Raw genomic sequence first — 25,948 nt, forward strand, 5'->3', positions numbered from 1 at the left:
CGTTGCGCAGACGGCCCACCAGCCCCCAACCGAGACGAAGTAGGTGCCCTACGACGCGACGGGAGCTCACACGATGGCTCAGGTTCGAGCCGCGAGCAGGTGGCATGACGGTGAATCGGCCGGCGACCGGACGACGTCAGCGCGTCGGATGCGGCTCTGTTGCCCGTCCGCTGCGCGCGATCGCGGCGGCGAGCGTCAGGAGGATCGTCAGGCTGAGCACCGGGACGGCCTCGCTGATGACCTTCTCGAGCGCGTCGTGGTGCAGTTCGGCTCCGTTGTCGCGCGGCACGCTCTGGTACATCCCGGTGAGCACCCAGAGCCCGAGCAGGAAAGCCTGCGCCGCGATCGCCGGGTACAGCCCCTTGGCCCAACCGCGCGTCGCGAGGATCGCCCACACGGCGAACAGCGGAACGAGGACGAGGTGGTGGTACCAGGTGATCGGGCTGACCGCGCCCGTCGTGACGAAGATGACGAGGACCGCGCCCACGTCGTCGTCACGACGCAGCAGCGCGGCCGTGACGAACACCCCCGCGACGAGCGCCGCCGCGATGACGAGCAGGCGGACGAGGCCGGCGCCCGGCACGTCGTGCATGACGCGCGCGACGAGGCCCGACAGCGACTGGTTCCATTCACTCTCCGGCGCGCCGGGCCGGCTCGTGTCCCACAACGCCGACGTGAAGTACGTGACGACCTCGTGCGGCAGCACGATCGCCGAGACGCCAACGGTGACGACGCCCGCCCCCAGCGCACGCAGGGCGCTCGCGTGGTCGCGGGTGAACAGGCGCGGGACGGCGGCGAGCGCCGGCGTCACCTTGACGCCCGCAGCCAGGCCGGTGAGCACGCCTGACAGCCGAGCCCCCGCGAGGCGCCGGCGGCCGAGACCGAGGTAGTCCTCGACGACGAACCAGGCCATGACGAGGTTGATCTGGCCGAAGGCGAGCGTGCCGCCGACGGCGTCCGAGCGCGCGGCGAGCAGCACCCCACCCGCGGCGGCGAGGGGCGTGAGGGCTCCCGTCGCCAAGCCGGGGGCCGGGGCTCGCTCCCCCAGCCTCCACTGCGCGATCGAGCGATCCGCGAGCAACCAGCAGATGCGGAACAGTGCGACGAGGCTGCCGAGCGTCAGCAGCGCCGTCGCGACAGACCGCGCCAATGCGGCAAGCGGCGCGAAGGCCAGGACGGCGAACGGCGGATAGGTGAACGGCCAGCCGTCACCGAACCGGCCCTCGTACAGATCGGCTGTGCCGTTCAGCGTCTTCGTCGTCGCGTCGAGGTAGATGCGGGTGTCGAACAGCGTCCAGTTCCAGGAGCGCAGCTGCAGGATGGCGCTGACGGTCACGAACGCGCAGGCGAGCAGGTACACGAGCCACGCCTCGCAACGAAACGAACGGCGCCCCATGAACTCTCCCTCATACGGCCACCTCGGGCGGCCGGCCTACTCGACAGTGAGCCACCGTCGGAGCACTGAACTCGATGTCATCACCACGACGATCTCACGACAAAAAAGCCCGCCGCCTCTGAGATCAGAAGCGACGGGCCACGTGGTAGCGGGGACAGGATTTGAACCTGCGACCTCCGGGTTATGAGCCCGGCGAGCTACCGAGCTGCTCCACCCCGCGTCGGTATGCCTCAACTTTACGAGCAGATGAACAAAGAATGCAAATCGGATGCCGCGTGAGCCTCGTCACCGCCCGCGAGACGCCTCCGCGCTGTGCCCTGCTCGAGCGTCTGCCCCCGTTCTCCCATGCGCTCAAGTGCACCCGGGTGCACTTGAGCGCAAGAGGATGCGCGGGGTCACGGAGCCATGGAGATGGTCGTCGCCGGGTGGTCGCCGCCAGGCCACGTCATCAGGCCAGCGTCGCCTTGAGGGCCTCGACGAGCCCCGGCGCGATGTTCGTGCCGATCGCGACCTTGTCGTCATCGTCCTCGGCACGACGTCGCACGAGGGTGATGATCTCGCCGTTGCGCAGCGCCGCGACGAGCAGGCGCACGTCCTCACGCTGCTCGTGGGTCGCCAGCCGCTGCGCATTCGTCCCGCCGCGACCGAACGTCTCGATCTCGGCCTGCGGCGGCACGATGATGCGCTCGACCGCGAGCGCCACCCCGTCGACGTCCGCCGGCCAAGCCGTGTGCCCTAGCGCCTTCTCGAGGTCGTCACCGCGGATGACGCCCTCCTGCTCGATCGCGGAGAACTCGTCGGGGTCGACGTCGCCGAGCATCGCCGCGAGGGCCGGCTGACGACGCAGCAGCTCACCGTTGCGGGCGAGGGAGAACAGGCGCGCCGGTTGACCCCACCCGTCTGTCGCGACGTGCGCCTCGGTCTCGAGAGCAGCGCGGGTGAGAGGGGACAGCACGGGCTTGACGGCACTCATGCGACCCATCGTAGGGGCGTTCAGCCGCAGCGCGGCAGCCCCTGCGTCGAACCGTCGGCGACGTGCTCGACCGTCGAGATGGCGTCCTTGATCGTCGCGACGCGGTAGACGTCGAGCCCGCTCGGCACGTGGCCCTTCAGTTCGGCGCAGTTGTCGGCCGGGGCGAGGAACGCCGTCGCGCCGGCCTGGCGCGCGCCGACGACCTTCTCACGGATGCCGCCGATCGCGCCGACGTCACCGGCTGAGTCCATCGTGCCCGTGCCCGCGATCTGCTTGCCACCGGTGAGCGCGCCGGGCGTCAGTTCGTCGTAGATCGCGAGGGCGAACATCGTGCCGGCGCTAGGGCCGCCGACGTCGCCGACGGAGATGTTCACCTTGAACGGCATCGTTGCCTTCGGATTGAGCGCCAGCCCCATGACGGCGCGGTCCTCGACCTTCGTCGTCGGCACGGCGAACGTCATCGCCTTGCCACCGCGGGTGATGCCGAGCTGCACCTTCTGCCCCGGCGTGACCTTCTTCATCTCGCGCTGCAGCGACAGCGAATCCGCAATCTTCACCCCGTTGACGGAGACGATGACGTCCTTGACGCGCAGCAGCTTCTTCGCCTCGCTCGCCGAGTCGGAGATGCCGGCGATCTCGATCATCTCGGGCACGTCATAGCCCGCCTGACGCGCGGCGACGACCTCGGCCGACGACTGCGACCCCGTCATCTCCGCCTCGTTCTGCTGCTGCACCTGCTCCCGCGTGGTCTGCGGCGCGAACAGCTGCGACTCTTCGTAGATCTGCGCGTGATCGTCGAGTTTCGCGAGCCCGTACTCGATGAGGCTGGGGCGGTTGCCGGGGCCGCCGACCATCGAGACCGTCGTGAAGTGCAGGCCGCCCGAGGTCGGATAGGTCTTCGCGCCGCTCAGCGTCAGCACCTTCTGCCCCTCGAAGGTGCCGAGGGTGTTCGGCGCCGGGCCGGGGCGCAGGATGACGTAGGGCACCTTGATGCCGAAGCCTGCGACCACCGCGAGGAGCACGACGACGAAGATCGCCAGCATCACCTTGGTCCGCGTGCGCATCGACGCCCAGCGTGACGGGCGGCGCTCGGCCGCGTCGACGGTTCGGGAACTCATGGGCGCCTCTCGCTGTTGTACGTCACGAAGAAGTCGAACAGCCGTCATCCTCTCACCTGCCCGCAGTGGCGCGGGGCGCACGCTCAGGCCCGCCCGCCCGCCGCACGCGCGGCGCCGACGACGGCCGGTAGTGTCGGCTCCAGACGGACACGAACCTCTCGGAAGGTGCGCACCATGGCTGATGACCACAACCCCATGAACCCCTACGGCGGCCGCAAGGACGACGACGAGCGCGGTGACGCGAACGGCGGCGACGGTCTCGAGGAGATGCTGCGCGGCCTCATGGGTGGGGGCACGCCCGACCCGCAGATGATGGATGCGCTGCGCCAGATGGGTATGGGTTCGATGGACCCGGCGCAGATGGGGATGATGCAGGCGCAGCTGCAGGCGATGATGAGCGGCGACTCGGGCTCGGCGTTCAACGAACAGCTCGCGGCGAACGTCGCGCGCCAGGTCGTCTCCGCGGAGGGTGACCCAAGCGTGCCCACCTCGACGAAGAGCGACGTCACGCAGGTCGCGGCCGTCGCCAACCTGTGGCTCGACGCCGTCACGGACTTCGCCGCCCCCGGCGCCCCGGCCCGTGCCCTGTCGCGCAGCGAATGGGTCGAGGCGACGATGCCGACCTGGCGCAAGGTCGTCGAACCCGTCGCGGGCGGCGTCGGCAACGCCGTCGCAGACGCGATGATGAAGCAGCTCGGCTCGTTCGACGCGAGCGACCTGTCGCAGCTCGGCATCCCCGAGGGCATGTTGCCGCCAGGCTTCGACATCTCCAGCCTCAGCGCTCAGATGACGCCGATGCTGAAGCAGATGAGTGCGCAGATGTTCGGCGTGCAGGTCGGCCAGGCCATCGGCGCGCTCGCGAAGGAGAGCGTCACCGGCACCGAGGTCGGCCTGCCGCTGCTGCGCCCCAACGCCGTCACGATCCTGCCGCACAACGTCGCGTTGTTCGCCGACGGCCTCGAGCTCGACGCCGGCGAGGTGCACCTCTACCTCGCGGTGCGCGAGGCCGCCCGCGTGCGCCTGTACGAGCGCGTGCCGTGGCTCGACGCGGCCCTCATCGCCGCCGTCCAGACGTACGCCGGTGACATCCGCATCGACACCGACGCCATCGAGGAGAAGCTGCGCGACATCGACCCGCAGGACGCCGAGGCCCTGCAGGGAGCGCTCGCCGGCAACCTGTTCTCCCCCGAACCGTCGGATGCGCAGAAGCACACGCTCGCTCACCTGGAGAACCTGCTCGCTCTCGTCGAGGGGTGGGTCGACGTCGTCACCGACGCCGCCGTCGCGCAGCACCTGCCGAACGCCGCGGCCCTCTCGGAGGTCGTACGTCGCCGTCGCGCCTCCGCCGGCCCGGCCGAGAAGGTCTTCAGCTCGCTCGTCGGGCTCGAACTGCGCCCGCGCCGCCTGCGTGAAGCGGCAGCGCTGTGGACGCAGCTGACCGACGCGACGGACGCCGCCACCCGCGACGGCGTGTGGTCGCACCCCGACCACGTTCCCAGCGCCACCGACCTCGACGACCCGTCGACGTTCATCGCGCGCGCGGGCGGCGAGGAGACTCCCGAGACGGGCCGCGATGAGATGGACGACGCCCTCGACGCGCTGCTGGCCCAGGGGCTCGCCGAGATGGGCGAGTCGAGTTCGGCCGGCGGTGAAGGCTCCGGCGGTTCATCGACGGGCCGTTCGTCGTCGGATGACGCGTCGGCCGGTCCCGCGTCCGGTGAGCAGGCCGCCATGAACCCGCGCGATCCGCGTCATGACGGTCCGGACGACCGCGCGGACGGGGCCCCCGGTGACGCCGACTCGGCCGGCAGCGCGAAGGGTGGCACGTCGGAGGACGAAGGCGGCGCCGGCGACGGACACGACCAGGACGGTCCGACGCAGGGTGGAACGCCGGGCGCGTGAACCACTCCATGACATCCGACCACGGGGCCGGGCGGGTCGAGACCCGTTCGGCCCCGTCGTCGCGCCCTGAGCCCGCCATGCCGGAACAGTTCACGGCGCTGCACTCGCAGGCGCTCGCCGACCTGAGCACCTGGACGGCCCCGAGCCCGCCGCAGGAGCAGATGCGCGCCCGCATGGTCGAGACCCTGCGACTCGATGCGACGGCAATGTGGCGTCATCACAGCCGAGCCCACTTCACGACGTCGCTGGTCGTCGTCGATGCCGACGCCCGCCGCGTGGCGCTGACGCTGCACGCGAAGGCGAAGCGATGGTTCCAGTTCGGCGGGCACCTCGAGAGCGGCGACTCAACGCTCGAGGCGGCGGCCCTGCGAGAGGGCCTCGAAGAATCCGGCCTCGCCGACCTGCGGCTGCTGCCTGGGCTGCTCGCCGTCGACATCCATGCTCTCGACGGGGCGTTCGGATGGTGCACGGAACACCTCGACGTGCGGTATGTCGCCGTGGCAGTCGGCGAATCCCTCACGGTGAGTGACGAATCCGACGATGTGCGTTGGTTCGACGTCGACGCCCTGCCCGAGGATGCCGAACCCGCGCTGCGCGAGGCCATCGCCCTCGCATGCGAGCGGGTCCGCGCCAACCCCGGGCTCTGAGCCCCCTCTGCCGCGATCGACGCGGCCGTCACGACTCCCCCGGCGGGTCGGCGACGTCTCCTTCCTCTTCGCCGAGGTCGTCATCGAGTGACGCCGACGGCGCGGGCGCGGCACGGCGTGCCCCGAACGAGGCGCCGGCGAGGAAGGCCTGGGCGCGTTCGTGCTCGGGGTAGCGGCGCACGATCTCCTGGAAGCGCGGCCCGTGCCCGCGCTCGAGCAGGTGCGTGACCTCGTGCAGGAGCACCGCGTCGACGACGTAGTCGGGCATGCCGACCATCGCGTCGGAGAGCCGGATCGAAGCATCCCCCGGTGAGCAGGACGCCCACCTGGTCGTCATGTTCGACACCCACCGCACCGAGGCAGGCTCGGGCGCGCCGGGCACGAAGCGTCGGCTGAGCGCCACGGCCCGCCGCATCAGGGTGTCGTCGTTGCGCTGCGACCGACTCTTGCGCAGCATCTTGCGCACGAGATCTTCGACGATGCGTGTCTCCTCGCGCGCCGAGAGCGTCGCCGGGGCGAGCACGACGACGACGCCGTCCTCGAAGCGTGCCTGCACGGATCGCGTGCGGCGCGTGCTACGCCGGATCTCGACGTGCTGACCGTCGACGGTGATTCGCGTGGGCGCGGGGGCGGTGGTTCTCGGCATGCGCCGAGGCTATCGACAGCGACTGACAACCCCGGGATCCTGCGTCATCCCCAAGTGTGACGCCTGTGGACGAGCCCTGCGGCGATCTGCGCGCGCGGGGCAGGCTCGAAGACATGACGGGCACCGCCCGTCGTGCTGAATCACCTGCTCGGGTGCGCCGGCCAACCGTTCGCGTGGGCGCCCGACCGTACCCTCGCCACCCCATCGCCGTCCTCGGTATCCGTCCCATCCGCATCACCCACCCACAGGAGCCCCTCGTGTCCGACACCGTCATCACCCCGCGTCCCCACGTCGCCGAGCGCCGCGCCCTGCGCCACCTCGTGCTGCACGACCTCGACGACACCTCCCTGCACGCCCTCACCGACCCCGAACCCGGTTCCGGTGCCCCCGCCCACGACGCAGGCTGGCGCGACCTCGTCGCCGCCGTCACCCGCCGCCCGCGACGCACGACGCGCACCCTCATCACCGGTCCTGCGGCGCTCGAACGAGCCGTCCTCGACGTCGTCGCCCCGCTGTGCGACGGGGCCGGGGTGTGGGACGGTCGCGCGAGTGCGTCCGCGCCCGATCTGCTCATCGGGGCGCTGCCGTGGCGTTACGAAGAACTGGGTGACGTCCCCGATCTGCCCGGCCCGCTGACGGGCCCGGCGCCGGCGGTCCTGCCGCTCGCGTTCACGGCTCGCACCGTCACCGTCGGCCCCGTCGCCGGCGCGGGCGGCGCGTGCGCCGGGTGCGTCAACCCGGCCTATTCGAGCGGGACGCGGCGCCCAGACGCGGCCCTCAGCCCCGCCCTGTTCGCCTTCGCCGCGGGTGCGGCCGGGTTGTTCGTCCGGGCGTTCGCGGCGGGCAACGTCACGGCCTGCTCGATCAGTCTCACCTTCGACATGGCCGCGCCGCACGTCGAGCACCGCCTGTGGTCGTGCACCCCGACATGCCGAGACGCTGCCTGAGCAGCAGCTCGGGCAGCGTCTCGGGTGCATCGGTACCCCGGGTCATCGCGCACTTCGGGGCGGGCGGTAGCGCTCACGCGGCGTTCTTGCGCGGACGCCCACGCGGGCGCTTGCGCGGCACGACGACGCCGCGTTCGAACAGCTCACCGCCCCACACGCCCCATGGCTCCTGACGCTCCTTCGCGCCCGCGAGGCACAGCTGCACCGCGGGGCAGGTGGCGCAGAGCGCCTTGGCGAACTCGACGTCCGCCGGGGACTGCGCGAACCACAGCTCGGGGTCAGCGGTGGCGCACGGCGTGTCGACGTCACCGCCCGCCAGGGGTATCAGGGCGTCGGATATCAGGTCTTCGAACATTGCAGTCATGTCGGTCTCTCGCTCTTGCTTCGGAAAGAAGGTGGGCCCCGGTGTCGGGGAGTTTCTGGTGGGGCCCTGAGCCTCGTTCGCGAAGACGCTCGATGCTGGATCGGTTCGTCACACGAAAGAAGCCGCGGACCCGGGTTCGGATCTCGCGGCTTTCGCTGACGTTCGCAGGTGGCTAGACCACCTGCGCCCTGCAGGAGAGCGGGAAGAACCGAGGGGTGTGGGGGCGACGCTCGGCGCTGAACGGCACGCCCACCTCGCGGAAGATGTGGCGGGCTTCAGAGCCGTTGATGCCGGCGGCGTGCAGCCCGGAGCCGATGACGGCCTGGGCAGATGTCTCCCCCGAAGGATCGAGGAGGAACGCCTGATCGCTCGGGCGCAGGGAAGCACGCAGGGAGGCGGCGGACGTCGTCATCGTCGTGATGATGTCCATGAGGCACCTCCTGGGTCGGCGGTTCGCGTCGGGCGAACTCGGTTCGTTCGTGCGGATCGTTCGCGGCGCACCCAAGGCGCGGCGCGAAGTGGTCTCAGGCTAGCGGCGCCCGCGAGAAGGGAGCAACCGAATTATCGAGAAAGTTTTTCGGCGGCTTCTCAGGCCGGGTCGAAGTCGCCGAACTGCGACGGCTTCTCGACCTCGTCGAGCGGTTTCGCGCCGCCCAGGACGGCGAGGACTGACGCGCCGTACTTGGAGATCTTGGTGTTGCCGACCCCCGCGATGGCGCGCAGGCCGGCGGGGTTCGCCGGCAGCGTCTCGGCGATGGCGACGAGCGTCGCGTCGGTGAAGACGACGAACGCCGGTACCTTGTCTCGCTTCGCGACCGCGGCGCGCCATTCGCGCAGCGCCTCGAACTGGGCCTCGTCATAGGTCGCAGGGCATTCGGTGCAGCGGCCGATCTTGCGCTCGGGCGCGGAGTACAGATCCTTGCCGCAGGTGCGGCACTTCGCCGTCGAGCGCTTGGGGGCGGGCGCGGCGCGCTTCGTCTTCGTCGCCGCGACGACGGCGCCCTCGAGCGAGTCGCCCAGCCCGTCGAGGAAGCGTGACGGGTTGCGCGACGCCCGGCCACCTTCGTGGCGGCTGCGCGAGTAGCTGAGCTGCAGGAAACGGCGCGCACGCGTGATGCCGACGTACATGAGACGCCGCTCCTCCTCGATCGCCTCGGGCGCACTCGCCATCATGATGGGCAGCAGCCCGTCGCTCGCGCCGACGAAGAACACCGCGTCCCACTCGAGTCCCTTGGCCGCGTGCAGCGACGCGAGCGTCACGCCCTCGACCTTCGGCGCGTGCTGCTCGGACGCACGTCGGTCGAGCTCGGCGACGAAGTCGCGCAACCGCGCGCCGGGGACGGTGCGGGCGACGTCCTTGCTCAGTTCCGCGAGGGACTGCAGCGACTCCCACCGTTCACGGCTCGCCCCCGCCGCGGGCGCCTGCTGCGACCAGCCGGCGCCGCTCAGGACGTCGGCGACGACGTCGGGCAACGGTTTCGAGCCGTCGCCGCTGCGGGCCGCGCCGCGCATGAGCAGGACGGCCTTGCGCACCTCGTCGCGGTGGAAGAAGCGTTCACCGCCGCGTATCTGGTAGGGAACGCCGGCGTCGGCGAGCGCCGTCTCGAAGGCCTCGGACTGCGCGTTGGTGCGATACAGGACGGCGATGCCGCTGGCCTTCACGCCGTCGGCGAGGAGCCGCTTGATCTCCTTCGCGACGCCCCGCGCCTCCGCCGGATCGTCGGGGTAGGTGACGAGCTTCGGCGTGACGCCCCCGTCGCGCTGCGCCTGGAGCGTCACGCTGCCGAACGCCTGATCGGCGCGCTTCATCACGTCGTTGGCGAGGCGGACGATGGGCGGGTCGGAGCGGTAGTTGCGCACGAGCTCGACCTTCGCGGCACCCTCGACGCGCTGGGCGAAGGTGCGCAGATGCCGCGGCGAGGCGCCGGTGAACGAGTAGATCGTCTGCGCCGGGTCACCGACGACGCACAGATCCTTGCGCTCACCGACCCACAGCGACAGCAGGTACTGCTGGACGGTGTTGACGTCCTGGTACTCGTCGACGACGAAGTGGCGGTACTGATCGCGCACCTGACGGGCGATGTCCTCGCGCTCGGCGAGGATGCCGGCGGCCAGGAGCAGGACGTCCTCGAAGTCGATGACGCCGCGCGCGGACTTGACGTCCTCGTAGGCATCGAGCAGTCGCGCCATCGCCGTGACGTCGAGATCGGCGGGCTGACGGCCGGCGCGCCGTGCTGCGGCCGGGTAGGTCTCCGGGGTGAGCATCGAGACCTTGGCCCACTCGACCTCACCGGCGAGGTCGCGCAGCCCGGTGCGATCGACCTGCAGACGCAGCCGCCCCGCCGCCTCGCCGACGAGGCTGCCCTTCGTCCCGACGACCTCCGGCGCGCCCCCACCGATCGCCTGCGGCCAGAAGTAGCGTAGTTGGCTCAGCGCCGCGGCGTGGAAGGTGCGTGCGACGACCTGCGGGACGCCCAACTCGCGAAGGCGCGTGCGCATCTCGCCCGCAGCACGCGCGGTGAACGTCACCGCCAGCGTGCGCTGACCGACGAGAGCGCCCGAGTGCACGCCGTACGCGATGCGGTGCGTGATGGCGCGCGTCTTGCCCGTGCCCGCGCCGGCGAGGACGACCATCGGGCCGAGCGGGTTCGCCGCGACCTCCCGCTGCTGCGGGTCCAGACCCGCGAGCACCGAATCAGCGTCATGCTCGTTCACTGCTCAGGTACTCCTCGAAATGGTCGTTCGTCGCGATGCGGGTGGGCGGGTTGGTCGGTCGGATCGTGCGCCGCCGTCACGGGAGCGGCTCACCGTACCAATGCTCGATGAGAGCGCGCGCGATCGACAGGCGCCCCGGCAGCGCGAGGGAACCGTCGGCGAGGCCCTGACGGACGTCGGCGCGCGAGTACCACCCGATCTCCTCGATCTCGCCCTCTTGAGCGCGCAGCGGTGTCGTCACCGCACGCGCGAGGCAGCCGATCATGACGGAGGCGGGAAAGGGCCACGGCTGGCTGCCGAGATAGCGCACGTCGGTGACCTCGACGCCGGACTCCTCGAACGTCTCGCGCGCCACGGCCTGCTCGAACGACTCCCCTGGCTCGACGAAACCCGCGAGCACCGAACGGTGCGGGCCCTTCCAGCGTGGGCCGCGGGCGAGCAGGAGGCGCGAGTCGTCGGGGTCGGACTCGTCGACGATCGCCATGATGACGGCCGGGTCAGTGCGCGGGAAGTGATGCGAACCGTCCGCTTCGCAGCGACGCACCCAACCCGCCTCGACGACGATGGTGAGCGCCCCGCAGCGCGGGCAGTGCGTGTGCGTCGCATGCCACTGGTCCAACGCGACGGCCGCGGTGACGCAGGCGAGGTCGTCGCCCGACAGTTCGAGCCCGATGTCGCGCAGGGTGCGCCACGACGGCGCGTCGTCGCCGCCATCCTCCGACGTCGTGGCGGTAGCCGCGTCGCCAGGGCGCTCCCCCGTCGGCGCAGGCACCGGTGCGTCGTCCTGCGGGCGAAGCACGGCGAGCGCGGGGCCGTGGGACGTATGACCGAGGTAGAGGACGACACCGCCGGTGTCGAACCACTGCCGATCCTGGGCCTGTGGTGCGCGCCAGAGCAGCTGGGTGCGCCGTTGCGGCACCGAGGCGCCGCGCACGTCGAGGACCCGCGTCGTCGCGACGGCGAGCAGCCGCTCGATGAGATCCGGTTCGGAGCGCCGCAGCGCATCACGGTCGACGACGGCGTCGCCGAGGACGAGATCGGGCAAAGGTCGCGTGGCGTCGGGCATGCCTCCCAGGCTAGACGCCACCTCCGACATACGGTGTGGGGGTGATGCGCTCGCCCCTGCTCCTCGCCGCCCTCGCCGACGCCGCCGTGCCCGGAATCCGCCCCATCAAGGTCGAAGGCCTGCCCGTGCCGGCCGGCGACCTCTACCAGAGTGCCCACATCACGGGCGCCGACGGCCGGGTCTGGCTCGTCCGCTCCGCGCTGACTGGAGCCGCAGGCGCCGAACTCGCCGCATCCGACGCCCTCGTGCAATTGCTCACGCGACGCGTCGACTTCGACGTGCCCCGCGTCGAGGGCTCCGCCCGCCCGAAGGAGGGAGCGGCCGTCGCCGTCTACGCGCGCCCCCGCGGCAAGGCGCTCGACTGGCGCCACCTCGCCGGACGCTCCGCCGCGGCGCGTGCCCTCGGCCAGGCGCTCGCGCACCTGCACGGCGTCGACCCGCGCGTCGTCGAGGAGGCCGGCCTCGCCACCTACGACGCCGACACCTACCGTCAGCGTCTGCGCGCCGACGTCGATCGCGCCGCCGCGACGTCCCGGGTGCCGTCGGCCCTCATCGCCCGCTGGCGCGAGGCCCTCGACACGCCGGCGTTGTGGCGCTTCTCGACGACGGTGACGCACGGGCCGCTGCGCGGCGCCGACGTCCACGTCGACGAGGGTGAGGTGAGCGCCATCAGCGGCTGGGAGCATGCCGGCGTCGCCGACCCCGCGCGCGACTTCGCGCTGCTGTGGAACTCTGCGCCGCAGCAGGCGTTCGACACCGTGTTCGAGGCCTACGCCGCCGAACGCGCCGAGAGGCCCGACCCGAACCTGGAGCGCCGCGTCCGCCTCATGGGCGAGATGGAACTCGCGTACGCGCTGCTCGCAAGCCGCACGATGGGCGACGACGCGCGCGTCGAGCGTCACGCCGCGGCGCTCGAGGAACTTGCCTTCGAGGTGGAGGGCGACTCGAGTCTCCTGCCGCCGGCGCGCCGCGCGGGCACGGCGCCGATCGACCTCGTCCCCCCGCTCGACCCCGCCGACATCGAAGTCGTCGACGCCGAGGTCGGCGAGGAGGACGCCACCGTCGAGATCCCCGTGCGCCTGGCCCCGGAGCGAGAGGACCGCTCCGAGCACGCGGGCGCCACGCGCGTCGATGGCGACGCCGCGCGCACCCGACTGCCTCACGGCTCGTCCGAGGAGCCCGCGGCCTCGAGCGACGACTCGGCAGGCGCCGTCGCCGACGAATCGTCCGGCGGGAACGCGACCTCCCGCTGACCGCTCGGGCCGCACCCGCGGGACGCCCCGCCTCCGCGACCCGAGCGCGACAAGCACCGCCGTCAGCCCCCGACCGACCCGAGAAGCTCCTCGAGGTCGCGCTGCGACGCAACGCCGGGGCGATACGTCTCCCCCGTGGCGGCGTAGAAGAACGCGGCGTCGACGTCCTCGGGATCCAGGCCGCGCAGGCGCGCGTAACCGAGGGCGTAGGCGGCGAGCTGCAGCGAGCGATGACGCAGGGTCGGCCCCGCCGGCTTGGCTCCGGTCTTCCAGTCGACGACCGTGAACCCGCCGTCGTCACGCGCGAAGACGGCGTCGATGCGGCCGCGCACCGCGTACCCGGCGACGACGGTCTCGAGGGCGACCTCGACGTCGACCGGCACCCGATCCGCCCACTCGCTGGCCAGGAAGTTGGTCTGCAGCACGGGCAGCATCTCGTCGGCGGCCACGTCCTCGTCACCGAAGCCAGGCAGTTCGTCGAGGTCGACGAGGGCCGCAGCACCGTAGTGCCGCTCCACCCAGGCGTGGAACGCCGTACCGCGCCGCGCCGCCACCGCCGGTTCACTCGGCATCGGGCGCCGTAGGCGCCGCGCGAACAGGTCCTTGTCGCTCGCGAGTGCGACGAGCTGGGAGGCGGACAGGTGCGAGGGCAGCACGACGTCGCTGCGCAGCCGGGTGCGTTCGCGCTGTCGTTCGGCCAGGAGCAGCTCCATCTCCTGCTCCCTGTCCTCGATCGTCCCCTCCAACCCGAGCGCCAGTTGCCCGGCCGGCTCGAAGGCCTCCCCGTTCTGCAGCCGGGTGCGCAGCGCGCGCACCTGGTCCGCGGCAGGGACGAGGTGGGCGCGTTGGTCGGCCATCGCGTCGAGCGGCCACGTCGCCGTCAGGACGTCGGCGTCGAGCGGGTTGCTCGGGCGCTCGCCGTCGACCTGCGTCGGAGGCATCTGCTCCCAGTGCAGACGCTCGATGCTCGCGCCGAGATCGGGTTCCTCGAGCAGTTCGGTGAGGAAACGAGACGTCTCGCGCGGGGTCGTGCCGCTCGCGTACCAGATCGGAGCGGTGAGCAACATGGTGCTGCGCGCGCGGGTGAAGGCCACGTACGCAAGGCGGCGTTCTTCCGTCACCGCGTGCTTAAGGCCCTGCTCGCAGAACTCGGTGAACCGGTCGGCCAGCTCGTCGGAATCCTCCGCACCCGTGACGGCGAGGGCGGGCAGCCCCTGCCTGTCACCGCGCAGATCGTAGGGGATCGACTGAAGACCACTGAGCCAGCCGCGCGCCTTGTGCGGCTTGTACTGCCACTGCTCGCCCTCGGCCCGCGTCGAACCGCCGAGGCTCGGAAAGACCCCTTCGACGAGGCCGGGCACGACGACGACGTCCCACTCAAGCCCCTTCGCGGCGTGCACGGTGAGCACCTGAACCGCATGCGGGTTGACCTCGATGGCGGGCATCTCCAGGCCGCGTTCCTCCTGCCGGGCCGCGTCGAGCCATTCGAGGAACCCCCCGAGCGTCGGACGTTGGGCCTGGACCGAGAACGTCCCCGCGATGTCGGCGAAGGCGTCGAGGTGGGCCCGGGCGCTCGACGGGTCGTACCCCGGGCGGGCAAGCACCTCGATGTCGAGACCGAGCACGCGTTCGGCCTCCCCGACGAAGTCGGCGAGCGGCAGCCCGGAGAGCAACCGGAGGCGTTGCACCGACGTGTGAAACCCCCGCAGCCGCTCACGGGCGACGTCGGAGAGGTACTCGCCGTCGCGCCCACGCCATGACGCGTCGGGCAGTTCGCCGATCGCCTCGACGAGGCTCACCTCGTCCCGCGTGTCCTGCGCGAGGTCGCGCTCCGCCCGCGCACCGCGCCTGGCCGCCTCCCCATCAGGCCCGGGTACAGGCTCAGACGGCGCGCCACCGCCCGCGTCGGATTCGCTGCTCGCCGGTTCGGCGCTGCCGCCCTCGGCGCGCTCCTCGGTGGCCGCCGCGGCGTCGTCCTGGTGTCGCTGGTGCAACTCCTTGGCCCACGACCCGAGCGCTGCGATGTCGGCCGCACCGAGACGCATCGCCGGGGAGGTGAGCAGGCGCATGAGATGGTCGCCGCGGCTCGGGTCGTCGACCACCCACAGCATCGAGACGAGGTCGACGATCTCGGGGGTCTGCAGCAGGCCACCGAGCCCGACGGCCTCCGCGGGGACGCCCGCGTCGTGGAGGGCATCCAGCATCGGCACGAACTGAGATCGCTTGCGGCACAGCACGGAAGCGGTTCGGGGCGCCTCGCCCGGACGCAGCGGACGGCGCCGTTCGGCCACCCACTGCGCGACGGCGCGTGCCTCGTCCGCCTCCGTCAGGTAGCGGGCGGCGGCCAGGGCGCCGGGGCCTGCGTCGGGGCGGGGGCGCAACGTCGCCACGGGCACGCGCGAGGCCCTGTTCAGCGGCGCGGCGGTGACGTTGGCCGCGTCGAGGACGGCGGCGTCGTTGCGCCACGACGTCGCGAGCGAGGCGACGGGCGTGAGGTCGGATCCCGGTAGGGCGAAGGAGCGACGGAAGGCCGACAGGGTTGTCGCGCTCGCGCCGCGCCAGCCGAAGATCGACTGGTGGGGGTCCCCCACTGCCACGACGCCCGGACGCTGCTGCGTCTCCCCGGCGGCGAAGACGGCTGCGAGGAAGGCGATCTGCGCTGAGCTCGTGTCCTGGAACTCATCGAGCAGCACCATGCGGTAGCGCGCGCGCTCGATCGCGCCGATGGCCGGGAAGCGGTCGGCGAGTTCGGCGGCGAACGCGATCTGGTCGGAGAAGTCGAGCGCCGACCTGTCCTTCTTCAGCGATTGATACCGCTCGATGAGCGGGAGGATCTGCTGGTGGCCCTTCGCCTTCGCCGTGAGCGCCTTGCCCGCGTCCCCGAGGGAACGCTTTCGCGGCGCGAACGGGATCGCGTCGAGCGAGCCGAGGAGGGAGTCGTAGTAGGCGCGCAGCTCGTCGACGCTGCGCCGATGCTCGCTCAGTTCACCCGCGGTCGCGAGGACGGCCGCCGTCACGCTCGGCAGCTTGACGGTGACCTGCGACATGTCGCCGTCCCACCCACTCGCGACCTCGTGCGCGAACTGCCACGCGGCGGCCTCCGACAGCATCCGCGCATCCGGCTCGATGCCGAGGCGCAGACCGTGCTCACCGACGATGCGCCCCGCGTACGCGTTGTACGTCGAGATCGTGGGGCTCTCGCCGAGGCTCGGCGTGCCGTCCGGATCATCGGGCGGGCTCCACAGGCCACTCGCCTCGAGCATGCGCAGGCGCTGGTTGACGCGTTCGGCGAGCTCACCGGCGGCCTTGCGGGTGAAGGTGAGGCCGAGGATCTCCTGCGGGCGCACCAAGCCGTTCGCCACGAGCCACACGACGCGCGAGGCCATCGTGTCCGTCTTGCCCGAGCCGGCTCCCGCCACGACGAGCAGCGGCTCCAGCGGTGCCTCGATGACGGCCACCTGCTCGGGTGTGTGGTGATAGCGCTCCAGCGCGTCGGCGATGGCGTCCGCGCTCAGACGAGCGGGGCGATCCTTCGCCTCGGAGCTCTGTGGCCCCGACGGGTCGCTGGTTGCTGGGGTGAGGTCGTCGGTCACAGCGTTCGGCCTTCCGGCTGGATGGGGCAGGAGCTCTTGACGGGGCACATCGTGCAGTTCGGGTTGGCGGCCGCGACGAAGGTGGCGGCGCCCATGCCGTCAGCCGTGCGTTGCATGAGGTCGAACGCCCACCCGCGGGTGCCGACGATCGGTTCGTCGACCGCCCCGGGCTCGCCGTCACTCGCGGCGTCCTCGTCGGCGACGAGGGGCGGCTGGGCCTGGACGCGAGCGGTGCTGTTCGCGCCGGTGCCGGCGGCCTGGCCGAGCTGCACGAGAGCAGCCCCGGCGCTGGGACGCCCCGGGCCGAACGCGTCTGCCTCGAGCGCGGCCTGGTAGGCGGCGAGCTGCGGGTGCGCTGCGACTTCCTCGTCCTTCGGTTTCGAGCTGCCCGTCTTGTAGTCGATGACGCGCAGCCCACGCTCGGGGTGGTGCTCGAGACGGTCGATCGAGCCGGAGATCTTGGCTCGCCCGACGATCGCGGAGAACCGTCGTTCGGCGGCCTCGCCGGCCCATCCCGTGGCCGCCGCGTCGCCGAGGTAGCCCTGCAGCTTCTTCACCATGCTCTGAGCGCGCGCCTTCTCGCCGCGCGACACCCACGAGTCGCCGAGGCCGAGACGCGGCCACCGCTTCTCGAGCGCCTCGTCCATGAGAGCGGGTTCGTCGGCGAACTCCTCGGCGAGTTCGTGCACGAGCGTGCCGATCGTGCTCGCCCCGACCGACGGGCCGAAACCACCGTTGGTCGTGAGGAGCCAGTTGAGACCGCAGCGGTGGAATCCCTCGATCTTCGACGGGCTGACCCGCACCCACTCCTGCGGCGGGCGGACCGGCCTGTCGTCGCTGCGGCTGACGAGGGCCCACCACTGCTCGGGGTCGGCGCCGGGCACGTCGTGCTCGGCGAGGCGCGCCAGACGGCGGGCGCCCTCGTCACGGACGGCCTCGTCCTGGTCGGCGAGCATGCGTCGGGCCTCGGCGACGAGCCCGGCGAGGGTCATCGGCCGGGCGACAGGGGTGAACTCTCGCATCGCGTCGGCCGCAGCGCCCGGCGCGAGCGGGTCGACGATGTCGAGGTAGACGCTCGGTTGCTCGTCCTCGTCACGCACGGCCGTCACGACGACGTGCTCGCGCGCCCGGCTCATCGCCATCGCGAACTGCCGCGTCTCGTCGTGCCGGACGGCGGCCTGCCGCGCGGGCAGCGAGCGCCCGCGACCGCTGAGGATGTCGACGAGATCCTCCGAGCCGAGCACCGAACCGCGCAATCGCAGGTCGGGCCAGACGCCCTCCTGGACTCCCGCGACGACGACCGTGTGCCACTCGCCGCCCGCCGAGCCGGCTGCGGTGACGAGCGCGACGGCGTCTTCGTCGGGGGCTGCGGCGACGAGGCGGTCGCCCGGCACGTCCTGGCTGCGGACGTGGTCGAGGAAGTCGGCCACGCCCGCGCCGGGCAGCCGCTCGACGAACGCTGCAGCCGCTGCGAAGAGCGCGAGCAGCGCATCGAGGTCACGGTCGGCGCGGGTTCCGGAGATTCCCCCGGCCAAAGCGTTCGCCTCCCACGCCTCGGCGAGGCCGCTGGCTTGCCACATCTGCCACAGCACGTGCTCGGCGTCGTCGTGGGGCGGAGCGGCCTTCAGCGCGGCCGCCCCTGCCGCGAGAACGCGCGACACCCGGCGCGCAGGCGCCGCTTCGGGGCCGAGGGAGACGAGCAGCGCCGGTTCGAGCAGGCAGGCGCCGAGCAGCTCGTCGGAGACGCGGTTGCCGCCGGCGGCCAGTTCCTCACGGCGCAGCGAACGTCGCAGTCGTCGCAGCACGACCGGGTCGGCTCCGCCGAGCGGCGAGGTGAGCAGGTCGAGGGCGAAGTCGGCACTGACGCCCGCCCGCGAGGCATCGGCGTCGCCGTCCACCGGGGCCTGTTCAGAGCCACGCGTCCGGCTCGTCACGATCTCGAGGGCGTGCAGGAACGGCCGCACGGCGGGTTCGTCGCGCAGGGCCAAGGACGCCGGAGGGACAGCCACGGGCACCTTGGCCGCGTTGAGGGCGCGCCGCAGCGCCGACGTTCCGGCAGCGGCTCGCACGATGACGGCCATGTCCTTCCACGCCACCCCGTCCTTGAGGTGTGCTCGACGCAGCACCCCCGCGATGTGGGCGGCTTCCTGCGCGCCGCTGCGCAGCAGCGCGACGTCGACGCCCCCACCGGGGCGCGTGACGACGCTGCGGTGCGCGATGCCGTCGACGCTGCCGATGCGCGCGGTGACGCGTTCGACCACCTCCGCGAGCCTTCGGGGCTGACGGTGGCCGTAGCCGAGCACGAACCGTCGACTCGCGCCGTGCTGTGTCGCGACCTGCTCGAGGTAGCGCGGGTCGGCGCCGCGGAAGGCCTGCACCGTGACGTCGGGGTTGCCGAGCAGGACGAGCCGCTGACCCGGGCCGACGAGTTCGGTGAGGAAACCGACGGACGCGCGCGTGAGTTCCTGCGCGTCGTCGATGACGACGAGTCTCAGCTGCGCCCGCACCCGCTCGCGCAGCGTCTCGTTCTCGCGCAACGCCTGCGCCGCCGCACCGAGGATCCAGGCCGGGTCGAACGCTCCCGGACGTGACAGGGCGGTGACGTCGTCGTACTCGTCGAGGACGTCGGCGGCGGCGATCCACTCGTCGCGCCCGTGCTCGGCGCCGAGCCGTCGCAGCTGGTCGCTGCTGACGTCCCACTCCACCGCGCGCATGATGAGGTCGCGCAGTTCGTTGCGGAACCCGCGCGTCGTCAGCGCCTCCGCCAGATCCTCGGGCCAGGCAGGCGCCGCGCCGAGGCCGAGGCGGTGGCCTTCGAGCAGTTCCTTGAGCACGACGTCCTGCTCCGGACCGGCGAGCAGGCGCGGCGCCGGCAGGTCGTCCATCGCGGCGCGCATGCGCAGGATGCCGAACGCGAGCGCCTGCGGGGTGCGCGCGATCGGCTCGCTCGAGGTGCCGCCCACGCGGGTCGTGACGCGGGCGCGCAACGCCCCGGCCGCCACGCGCGTCGGGGAGAGCAGGACGCACTCGTCGGGGCGCGCACCACCCTCCACGGCCTGCGCGACGAGTTCGACGGCGAGCGTCGTCTTGCCCGTGCCGGGCGCGCCGACGACGTGAAGCACCCGATCGTCGGCCTCGAGCACGGCCTGTTGCGTGGGGTCGAGATCGAGCGGCGCCGCCGCTTCGGTCTGCGTCGCGCCACGCAGCGCCGGGGTGAGACGCGTCGGATCGACGCTCGCCACGACGCCCTCGACCACGCTCGGCGGCAGCGCAGCGATCGGCAGGGCGGCCTCGCCCTGGACGGGCGCGCCGGCCGGCGTCTGCGCCGTCAAACCCTCGTGATTCGTCATGATGTCATCCCAGCACAGCGCGCCGACAACGCCGGGATTCCGCGGAATTTTTCGTCACCCACCCGTCAGAACGGAGGCACCCAACCAGCCCGACGCAGGTCGACTCCCTCACCTCGCGTCGGCGTCCCCTCCGCCTCGTACTGCTCGAACGCCTGCGCCCTCAGCGCCTCCGGCAACAGCCCCCGCGCGTTCGTCACCCGCCACCACGGCCACCCCGGCCGACCGTCCGCGAGGATGCGCCCCACCTGGCGTGCGCCCGTGCCGACGACCGCGGCGATGGCACCGTACGTCGCCACGCGCCCCGGCGGCACGTCGGCGACGACCTCGGCGACCGATTCGCTCAGTTCGTCGCGTGCCCCGCCCGTCATGCCGGCCTCATGACGCCGCCGCCAGGCCCCCACGCACACTCAGGATGCGACCCGAGCGCCTCGACGATCCATCAGCCGCCGCGTCATCGCCCGGCGTCGCATCCTGACCAGAGGCCGCCTCCCGGCCCGACGCAGCAGCATGCTCCATCGCACTCGCACTCAGCACCCCCGCGGCCGCACGCGAACGCGCACCGCGCGCACAGACGAGCACGACGTCGCGCTCCCCCACCCGCGCGTGCACGGACGCTCGCGTCGTCTCGTTCCAGCCGCCGGCCCACGGTTCGACGAACGTCTCGTCGGCGCCCACCGTCATCCATGGCGGCAACGGCGCCGCCTCGACCTCATCGGGGTTGCGCACGTCGACGAGGACGAACCCCGCGTCCGGCCACTCCTGCGGCCCGATCTCGGCCACCGCGCTTGTCGCCGCCGCGCGCCCGTCGGCTCCAGGGCCACCCGCCGCACCGAGACCACCAAAACCATCAGATCCACCGAAATCAGCGAACCCTGGAGGCGCATCCACCCCATCGAGGCCGGCAATCCCCTCGAAGTACCCCGCCTCGGGCCCACAGACGCGACACTCGGGGTCGCGCGCGACGGGCAGCGTCGCCATCGTCGCGCCGAGGGCGTCGTACAACCGGATTGCATCGCGCGCCGGGGCGCCGATGCCGGAGCACAGCTTGATCACCTCGACGGCCTGCATCGCGCCGAGCACGCCCGGCAGCACTCCGAGCACCCCCGCCTCCTCGCACGTCGCGAGCCCGGCGACGGCCTGCGGATCGGGGAAGACGCACCGATAGCACGGCCCGACTGCGGGCTCGACGACGCCGAACTGCCCTGCATACTGCGCGATCGATGCCCACACGAGCGGTACGCCGAGCAGCACGCAGGCGTCGTTGAGCACGTAGCGAGCCTCGATGCTGTCGGTGCAGTCGACGACGACGTCGACCTCGGCGACGAGTTCGAGCGCCCGCGTCACGCTGAGGCGCTCGGGCAGCGCACTCACCTCGACACCGCTGTTCTGCGCCGCGACGGCGCGCTGCACCGACGTCACCTTCGCCGTGCCGATCGCGGCTTCGGTGTGGATGAGCTGACGCGGCAGGTTGGAGATCTCCACGACGTCCGGATCCATGACGACGAGGTGCCCGACGCCGCAGCCGGCGAGCGAGGAGATGACGGGTGAGCCGAGCCCGCCGGCGCCCATGACGAGCACCCGCGCCGCTGCCAACCGTCGCTGCCCGGTCACCCCGAAGCCGGCCAGCGAGTGGTGGCGCGCGTATCGTGGGGCGCCGGGATCGTCGGGCTGGGCGTCTCGCACAGGCACCTCATTCCGTGACCGGGCCACCGAGATGGCCCATGGGCGATAAAGTCGCACCCAGCTTATGACCGACGAGCAAGGAGCCTCATCCATGACCCACGTGGACGATTCGACCAAACGCGGACGCCTCCCCCGATCGGCGCGGCGAGCCCAACTCATGGAGGCGGCGCAGTCCGTCTTCGTCGAATCCGGCTACCACAGTGCGGCGATGGACGAGATCGCGGAGCGCGCCCACGTCAGCAAGCCGGTGCTCTACCAGCACTTTCCCGGCAAGCTCGACCTGTACCTGGCGCTGCTCGAGCAGCACACGCGTGAGGTGCCGCTCCTCGTGCGCGAAGCCATCGAGTCGACGTCCGACAACAGCCAGCGCGTCGCCGCGGCGATCGGCGCGTTCTTCGCCTTCGTCGAGCGCGAGGACGCGGGTTTCCGCCTCGTCTTCGAATCGGATCTGACGAACGAGCCCGCCGTCAGCGAGAAGGTCGAACGCATGCTGACGGAGACCGCGGCCGAGGTCGCCAAGGTCGTGCAGGAGGACACGGAGCTTCCGACGGAGCAGGCGACGCTCGTCGCCGTCGCCCTCGTCGGCATGTCGCAGGTCGTCGCGCGCTACTGGATCACGACGGGTTCGCCGATCCCCCGCGCGGAGGCCGCGCGCATCGTCGGTCTGCTGGGCTGGCGCGGCCTCGGCGGGTTCCCGAAGACCGGCGGGGATGAAATCGAGCGCTGAGGCGTTGCACCCATACGACGGGTGAGTCGCGCGGCCTCTCACCCCCTGGGATGATTCCGGCGTCGCCGATGGGGCACGCTGATCTCACCCACACGTCCACCACTGATCGCGTTCCGCACGCGACGAGAAGGAGGAGAACCATGGAGGTTCGAATCGGCGTCCAGAACGTCGCCCGCGAGGTCGTCATCGACTCGCACGAGAACGCCGACGCGGTGCGCGAGCACGTGCGCGCGGCTCTCGACAGCGGCACCCCGCTCACGCTGAGTGACGAGCGCGGCCACAGCGTCACCGTGCCGGCTTCCGCCATCGGCTACGTCGACATCGCGGCGGAGCAGAAGGGCCGCGTCGGCTTCGGCGGCTGACGTTCACCCGAAGCGGTCACGGGCGTTCACCCCAAAGGGGGTGGACGCCCGTGGTCGCGTAACGAAGGAATAACGCATCTAGCACCTCGCCGGTCTCGATGGTTGAAATGCGACCGCCGATTGGCTTAGGTGGAGACAAACGTTGGGACATATCGGAGCCCAGCCGAACTCATAGGAGACTCACCATGGGCATCATCAGCTCGATCATCGGCGGCCTCATCATCGGCGCCCTCGCCCGCCTGTTCCTCAAGGGCGACCAGAACATGGGGATCATCATGACGATCATCCTCGGCATCGTCGGCTCCGCCCTCGGCTCCTGGCTGACCACCCAGTTCGGCTACAAGAACTCCAACGGCGGCTTCGAGATCATCCCCTTCATCGTGGGCATCATCTGCGCGATGGTTCTCATCACCATCTACCTCACGCTGGTGGGTCGCAAGAACCGCGTCTGATCCGTCGCTCGCGCAGCTCCGCTGCGCAGGTGAAGAAGCCCGGCCCCTCCTGGGGCCGGGCTTCTCCGTTTCCACGATCAGGTCAGAGGTCAGGCGCTCACGCCGTGAGCCCCAAGGCCTCCATGCGGCGCGTGTGATTCGACGTCAGTCGCTCGAACATGCGCGTCAGCTCGGCGAGGTCCGCGCCGACGCCGGAGCCGTCGTCGACGAGCAGGGCCGTCAGCCCGTCGTGGGTCGCGGCGACGCGCTGAGCCTGACTGAGGGCCTCACCGACGAGGCGGCGCCCCCACAGTGCGAGACGCGAACCCACTCGCGGGTCGGCCGCGATGGCGTCGCTGAGCACGCTCATGATGAACGCGTCCTGCTCATCGCTGTCGACGGCACGCTCGACGAGCGAACGCGTCTCGGGGTCGACGTAGCGCGCGATCTCCGAATAGAAATCCGTCGCGATCGCGGCGCCGGCGTAGGCCTTCATGAGGCCCTCGTACCAATCGGCGGGCGGCGTACGACGGTGCCATTCATCGATGGCGGCCGTGAACGGCTCCATCGAGTCCTCGGGCTCGACGCCGAGGTCGCGCAGACGGCCGGCGAGCTGCTCGTAGTGGTCGAAGTCGCCGCGCGCCATGCGCGCGAGCGCCAGCTTGTGGTCGAGGCGCGGGGCGCGAGCGGCGTCCGCCACCGTCGCGAAGGCGCCGGAGAGCTCGCCGTAGGCGATGACGCTCAGCAGGTCGATCACCCCCGCCCGGTACGTCTCGTCCTCGATCGTGCGTGAAGGGCTCGGATCAGGCGTCACAGGCTCGCTCATGCAGCGATCGTAGCGTGGGCGTCGAACAGGTGTGGCGCGCGTGGGTAGACTCAACATGACCACGGGTGACCGATCGGCCCCTCCCGGCACGTGCGGGCGTCATACGACAGACGCCCACTCCCGCCGCCCACCTCCGCACGCGAGGCCGCGCGGCGCGCAGACCTCCGATCGGCTCTCATCATCCCCGGCGCGGCCTCCGAGGCCCCGGGGCGACACAGGAAGCACGATCGTGATCAACGACAACCAGCCCACGGCTGCCGAGCTCGACTCCGCCGGCATCACCTCCATCGAGGCCGAAGCGGCCCCCGAGCCCATCGCCGAGCAGACTTTCGCCGACTTCGGCATCCACCCCGACATCGTCGCCGCCCTCGAAGAGAAGGGGATCGTCCATCCCTTCCCCATCCAGGCGATGACGCTGCCCGTCGCGCTCTCGGGGCACGACATCATCGGCCAGGCGCGCACCGGCACCGGCAAGACCCTGGGCTTCGGAGTGCCGCTGCTCAGCCGCGTCACCGCGCCGGGTGAGACGTCGAAGGCCGTCGTCCCCGCGCCCGAGGGCAAGCCGCAGGCGATGGTCGTCGTCCCGACGCGCGAGCTCGCCGTCCAGGTCGCCTCCGACCTCGAGGCAGCCGCGAAGAAGCGCGGCATCCGCATCGCGCAGATCTACGGCGGTCGCGCGTTCGAGCCGCAGGTCGAGCGCCTCGAGAAGGGTATCGAGGTCATCGTCGGCACGCCGGGTCGCATCATCGACCTCGCGACGCGTGGTCACCTCGACCTGGCGTACGTCGGCTGCCTCGTGCTCGACGAGGCCGACGAGATGCTCGACCTGGGCTTCCTGCCCGACGTCGAGAAGATCCTCGCAATGACGCCGGGCGGGCGTCAGACGATGCTGTTCTCAGCGACGATGCCGGGCGCCGTCGTCACCCTCGCGCGTCGTTACATGACGCAGCCGACGCACATCCGCGCCATGCAGGACGACACGAGCGAGGCCGAGACGGCCTCCAGCATCGAGCAGTTCGTCTACCGCGCGCACGCGATGGACAAGGTCGAGATGCTCGCCCGCATCCTGCAGGCGAAGGACCGCGGCCTGACGATCATCTTCAGCCGCACCAAGCGCACGGCCGCCAAGGTCTCCGACGAGCTCATCTCGCGCGGCTTCGCGGCCGCTCCGCTGCACGGCGACCTCGGCCAGGGCGCCCGAGAGCAGGCGCTGCGTGCGTTCCGTTCGGGCAAGGTCGACGTCCTCGTCGCGACCGACGTCGCCGCGCGCGGCATCGACGTCGAGGACGTCACGCACGTCATCAACTACCAGTGCCCGGAGGACGAGAAGACGTACGTCCACCGCATCGGCCGCACCGGCCGCGCGGGCAAGACGGGCATCGCCGTCACCCTCGTCGACTGGGACGACCTGCACCGCTGGGCGCTCATCAACAAGGCCCTCGACCTCGGCATCCCTGAACCCGAGGAGACGTACTCCAGCTCCGAGCACCTGTTCGAGGATCTCGAGATCCCCGCGAACGCGACAGGCAGCCTGCCCAAGTCGGCGCGCACCCGCGAAGGCCTCGACGCCGAGCGCGTCGAGGATCTCGGAGAGACGGGGCGAAGCGACTCGCGTCAGCGCGGCGAGCGTCGTCCGCGCCGTGACGACGAGCGCGGCCGCTCGGGCGGACGAGGCGGGCGCTCCGGTGGTCGCGGCGGCGAACGTCAGGCCTCGGGAGGCTCGAGCGAGCGTCGCCCGCGCCGTGACGCCGCGAGCACCGAGGGCTCCGACGGTTCGTCGCAGCCGCGCCGACGTCGCCGTCGCACCCGCGGTGGCGCGGGTGAGGCGCCTGCCGCCGACTGACGCACCCTCCCGCCGCGAGGCGCCCGGCGCCGTCCGCACTCCTTCAGAGGTGACGCGGACGAGCACCGGGCGCCTCGCGCCGCATTCGCGCCTGCGTCATCACTCT

Annotated in this window: 21 protein-coding genes and 1 tRNA gene; 8 read left to right on the top strand and 14 right to left on the bottom strand. The window is 71.5% G+C overall.

Going from position 1 to position 25,948, the window contains the following annotated elements; genetic code table 11:
- Positions 1 to 136: 136 nt before the first annotated feature.
- The 4 genes from NQ706_RS08505 to NQ706_RS08520 all read right to left on the bottom strand — a co-directional run bounded on the left by NQ706_RS08505 (position 137) and on the right by NQ706_RS08520 (position 3,487).
- On the bottom strand, positions 137 to 1,396 hold the full coding sequence (locus NQ706_RS08505) for a glycosyltransferase 87 family protein (RefSeq protein WP_051805715.1): 1,260 nt from the start codon (positions 1,394 to 1,396) through the stop codon (positions 137 to 139).
- Positions 1,397 to 1,539: 143 nt separating this feature from the next.
- Positions 1,540 to 1,616: transfer RNA gene (locus NQ706_RS08510), tRNA-Met, on the bottom strand.
- A 228-nt stretch (positions 1,617 to 1,844) separates the two neighbouring features.
- Positions 1,845 to 2,369, bottom strand: coding sequence for a PPA1309 family protein (locus NQ706_RS08515; protein ID WP_038567306.1), 525 nt, complete (start codon positions 2,367 to 2,369; stop codon positions 1,845 to 1,847).
- A gap of 20 nt (positions 2,370 to 2,389) precedes the next feature.
- Positions 2,390 to 3,487, bottom strand: a complete 1,098-nt coding sequence (locus NQ706_RS08520) for a PDZ domain-containing protein (protein WP_051805714.1) — start codon at positions 3,485 to 3,487, stop codon at positions 2,390 to 2,392.
- Positions 3,488 to 3,661: 174 nt separating this feature from the next.
- On the opposite strand from NQ706_RS08520, the gene NQ706_RS08525 reads away from it, so the two are divergent.
- Together NQ706_RS08525 and NQ706_RS08530 are read left to right on the top strand one after the other, a co-directional pair.
- Complete coding sequence (locus tag NQ706_RS08525) at positions 3,662 to 5,389, top strand: zinc-dependent metalloprotease (protein WP_038567303.1); 1,728 nt, start codon at positions 3,662 to 3,664, stop codon at positions 5,387 to 5,389.
- A 77-nt stretch (positions 5,390 to 5,466) separates the two neighbouring features.
- Complete coding sequence (locus NQ706_RS08530; RefSeq protein WP_038570500.1) at positions 5,467 to 6,036, top strand: NUDIX hydrolase; 570 nt, start codon at positions 5,467 to 5,469, stop codon at positions 6,034 to 6,036.
- A gap of 28 nt (positions 6,037 to 6,064) precedes the next feature.
- Here NQ706_RS08530 and NQ706_RS08535 read toward each other — a convergent pair whose 3' ends face one another.
- On the bottom strand, positions 6,065 to 6,682 hold the full coding sequence (locus tag NQ706_RS08535) for a M48 family metallopeptidase (RefSeq protein ID WP_081873604.1): 618 nt from the start codon (positions 6,680 to 6,682) through the stop codon (positions 6,065 to 6,067).
- Positions 6,683 to 6,939: 257 nt separating this feature from the next.
- Between NQ706_RS08535 and NQ706_RS08540 the strand changes: the two genes are divergently transcribed.
- On the top strand, positions 6,940 to 7,629 hold the full coding sequence (locus tag NQ706_RS08540; protein WP_038567301.1) for a hypothetical protein: 690 nt from the start codon (positions 6,940 to 6,942) through the stop codon (positions 7,627 to 7,629).
- Between the two features lie 73 nt (positions 7,630 to 7,702).
- On the opposite strand, the gene NQ706_RS08545 is transcribed toward NQ706_RS08540, so the two are convergent.
- The 4 genes from NQ706_RS08545 to nudC form a co-directional block, all read right to left on the bottom strand.
- On the bottom strand, positions 7,703 to 7,984 hold the full coding sequence (locus NQ706_RS08545; RefSeq protein ID WP_150112836.1) for a WhiB family transcriptional regulator: 282 nt from the start codon (positions 7,982 to 7,984) through the stop codon (positions 7,703 to 7,705).
- Positions 7,985 to 8,165: 181 nt separating this feature from the next.
- Complete coding sequence (locus tag NQ706_RS08550) at positions 8,166 to 8,423, bottom strand: hypothetical protein (RefSeq protein ID WP_038567296.1); 258 nt, start codon at positions 8,421 to 8,423, stop codon at positions 8,166 to 8,168.
- A 158-nt stretch (positions 8,424 to 8,581) separates the two neighbouring features.
- On the bottom strand, positions 8,582 to 10,708 hold the full coding sequence (locus NQ706_RS08555) for an ATP-dependent DNA helicase UvrD2 (protein WP_038567294.1): 2,127 nt from the start codon (positions 10,706 to 10,708) through the stop codon (positions 8,582 to 8,584).
- 76 nt (positions 10,709 to 10,784) lie between these two features.
- Complete coding sequence (nudC, locus tag NQ706_RS08560; protein ID WP_038567291.1) at positions 10,785 to 11,774, bottom strand: NAD(+) diphosphatase; 990 nt, start codon at positions 11,772 to 11,774, stop codon at positions 10,785 to 10,787.
- A gap of 44 nt (positions 11,775 to 11,818) precedes the next feature.
- Here nudC and NQ706_RS08565 point away from each other — a divergent pair, with 44 nt between their 5' ends.
- Entirely contained in the window at positions 11,819 to 13,027 is a 1,209-nt protein-coding gene (locus NQ706_RS08565; RefSeq protein ID WP_241725397.1) for a phosphotransferase, read from the top strand.
- A 62-nt stretch (positions 13,028 to 13,089) separates the two neighbouring features.
- Here the strand turns inward: NQ706_RS08565 and NQ706_RS08570 are convergent, their stop codons facing one another.
- The 4 genes from NQ706_RS08570 to NQ706_RS08585 form a co-directional block, all read right to left on the bottom strand.
- Positions 13,090 to 16,620, bottom strand: a complete 3,531-nt coding sequence (locus NQ706_RS08570; RefSeq protein ID WP_038567288.1) for an ATP-dependent DNA helicase — start codon at positions 16,618 to 16,620, stop codon at positions 13,090 to 13,092.
- On the bottom strand, positions 16,617 to 19,970 hold the full coding sequence (locus NQ706_RS08575; RefSeq protein WP_038567286.1) for an ATP-dependent DNA helicase: 3,354 nt from the start codon (positions 19,968 to 19,970) through the stop codon (positions 16,617 to 16,619). The genes NQ706_RS08570 and NQ706_RS08575 overlap by 4 nt, the downstream gene beginning before the upstream one ends.
- Positions 19,971 to 20,035: 65 nt before the next feature.
- Positions 20,036 to 20,338: an MGMT family protein gene (locus NQ706_RS08580; protein ID WP_038570490.1), complete on the bottom strand. Its 303-nt coding sequence runs from the start codon at positions 20,336 to 20,338 to the stop codon at positions 20,036 to 20,038.
- Positions 20,339 to 20,345: 7 nt separating this feature from the next.
- Complete coding sequence (locus NQ706_RS08585) at positions 20,346 to 21,653, bottom strand: HesA/MoeB/ThiF family protein (protein ID WP_167539831.1); 1,308 nt, start codon at positions 21,651 to 21,653, stop codon at positions 20,346 to 20,348.
- 91 nt (positions 21,654 to 21,744) lie between these two features.
- On the opposite strand from NQ706_RS08585, the gene NQ706_RS08590 reads away from it, so the two are divergent.
- From NQ706_RS08590 to NQ706_RS08600, 3 genes are all read left to right on the top strand, one after another.
- Positions 21,745 to 22,380, top strand: coding sequence for a TetR/AcrR family transcriptional regulator (locus NQ706_RS08590; protein ID WP_038567284.1), 636 nt, complete (start codon positions 21,745 to 21,747; stop codon positions 22,378 to 22,380).
- A gap of 140 nt (positions 22,381 to 22,520) precedes the next feature.
- Positions 22,521 to 22,742, top strand: coding sequence for a DUF3107 domain-containing protein (locus tag NQ706_RS08595; RefSeq protein ID WP_006943432.1), 222 nt, complete (start codon positions 22,521 to 22,523; stop codon positions 22,740 to 22,742).
- Between the two features lie 185 nt (positions 22,743 to 22,927).
- Positions 22,928 to 23,194: a GlsB/YeaQ/YmgE family stress response membrane protein gene (locus tag NQ706_RS08600; RefSeq protein ID WP_006943429.1), complete on the top strand. Its 267-nt coding sequence runs from the start codon at positions 22,928 to 22,930 to the stop codon at positions 23,192 to 23,194.
- A gap of 97 nt (positions 23,195 to 23,291) precedes the next feature.
- Here NQ706_RS08600 and NQ706_RS08605 read toward each other — a convergent pair whose 3' ends face one another.
- A complete protein-coding gene (locus NQ706_RS08605; RefSeq protein WP_038567281.1) occupies positions 23,292 to 23,999 on the bottom strand; it encodes a ferritin-like fold-containing protein in 708 nt (235 codons plus the stop codon).
- A gap of 229 nt (positions 24,000 to 24,228) precedes the next feature.
- Here NQ706_RS08605 and NQ706_RS08610 point away from each other — a divergent pair, with 229 nt between their 5' ends.
- Positions 24,229 to 25,842, top strand: coding sequence for a DEAD/DEAH box helicase (locus NQ706_RS08610; protein ID WP_038567278.1), 1,614 nt, complete (start codon positions 24,229 to 24,231; stop codon positions 25,840 to 25,842).
- Positions 25,843 to 25,948: the final 106 nt, after the last annotated feature.

The sequence above is a fragment of the Dermacoccus sp. BD5 genome (assembly GCF_044878485.1).
Classification (GTDB): Bacteria; Actinomycetota; Actinomycetes; order Actinomycetales; family Dermatophilaceae; genus Dermacoccus; species Dermacoccus nishinomiyaensis.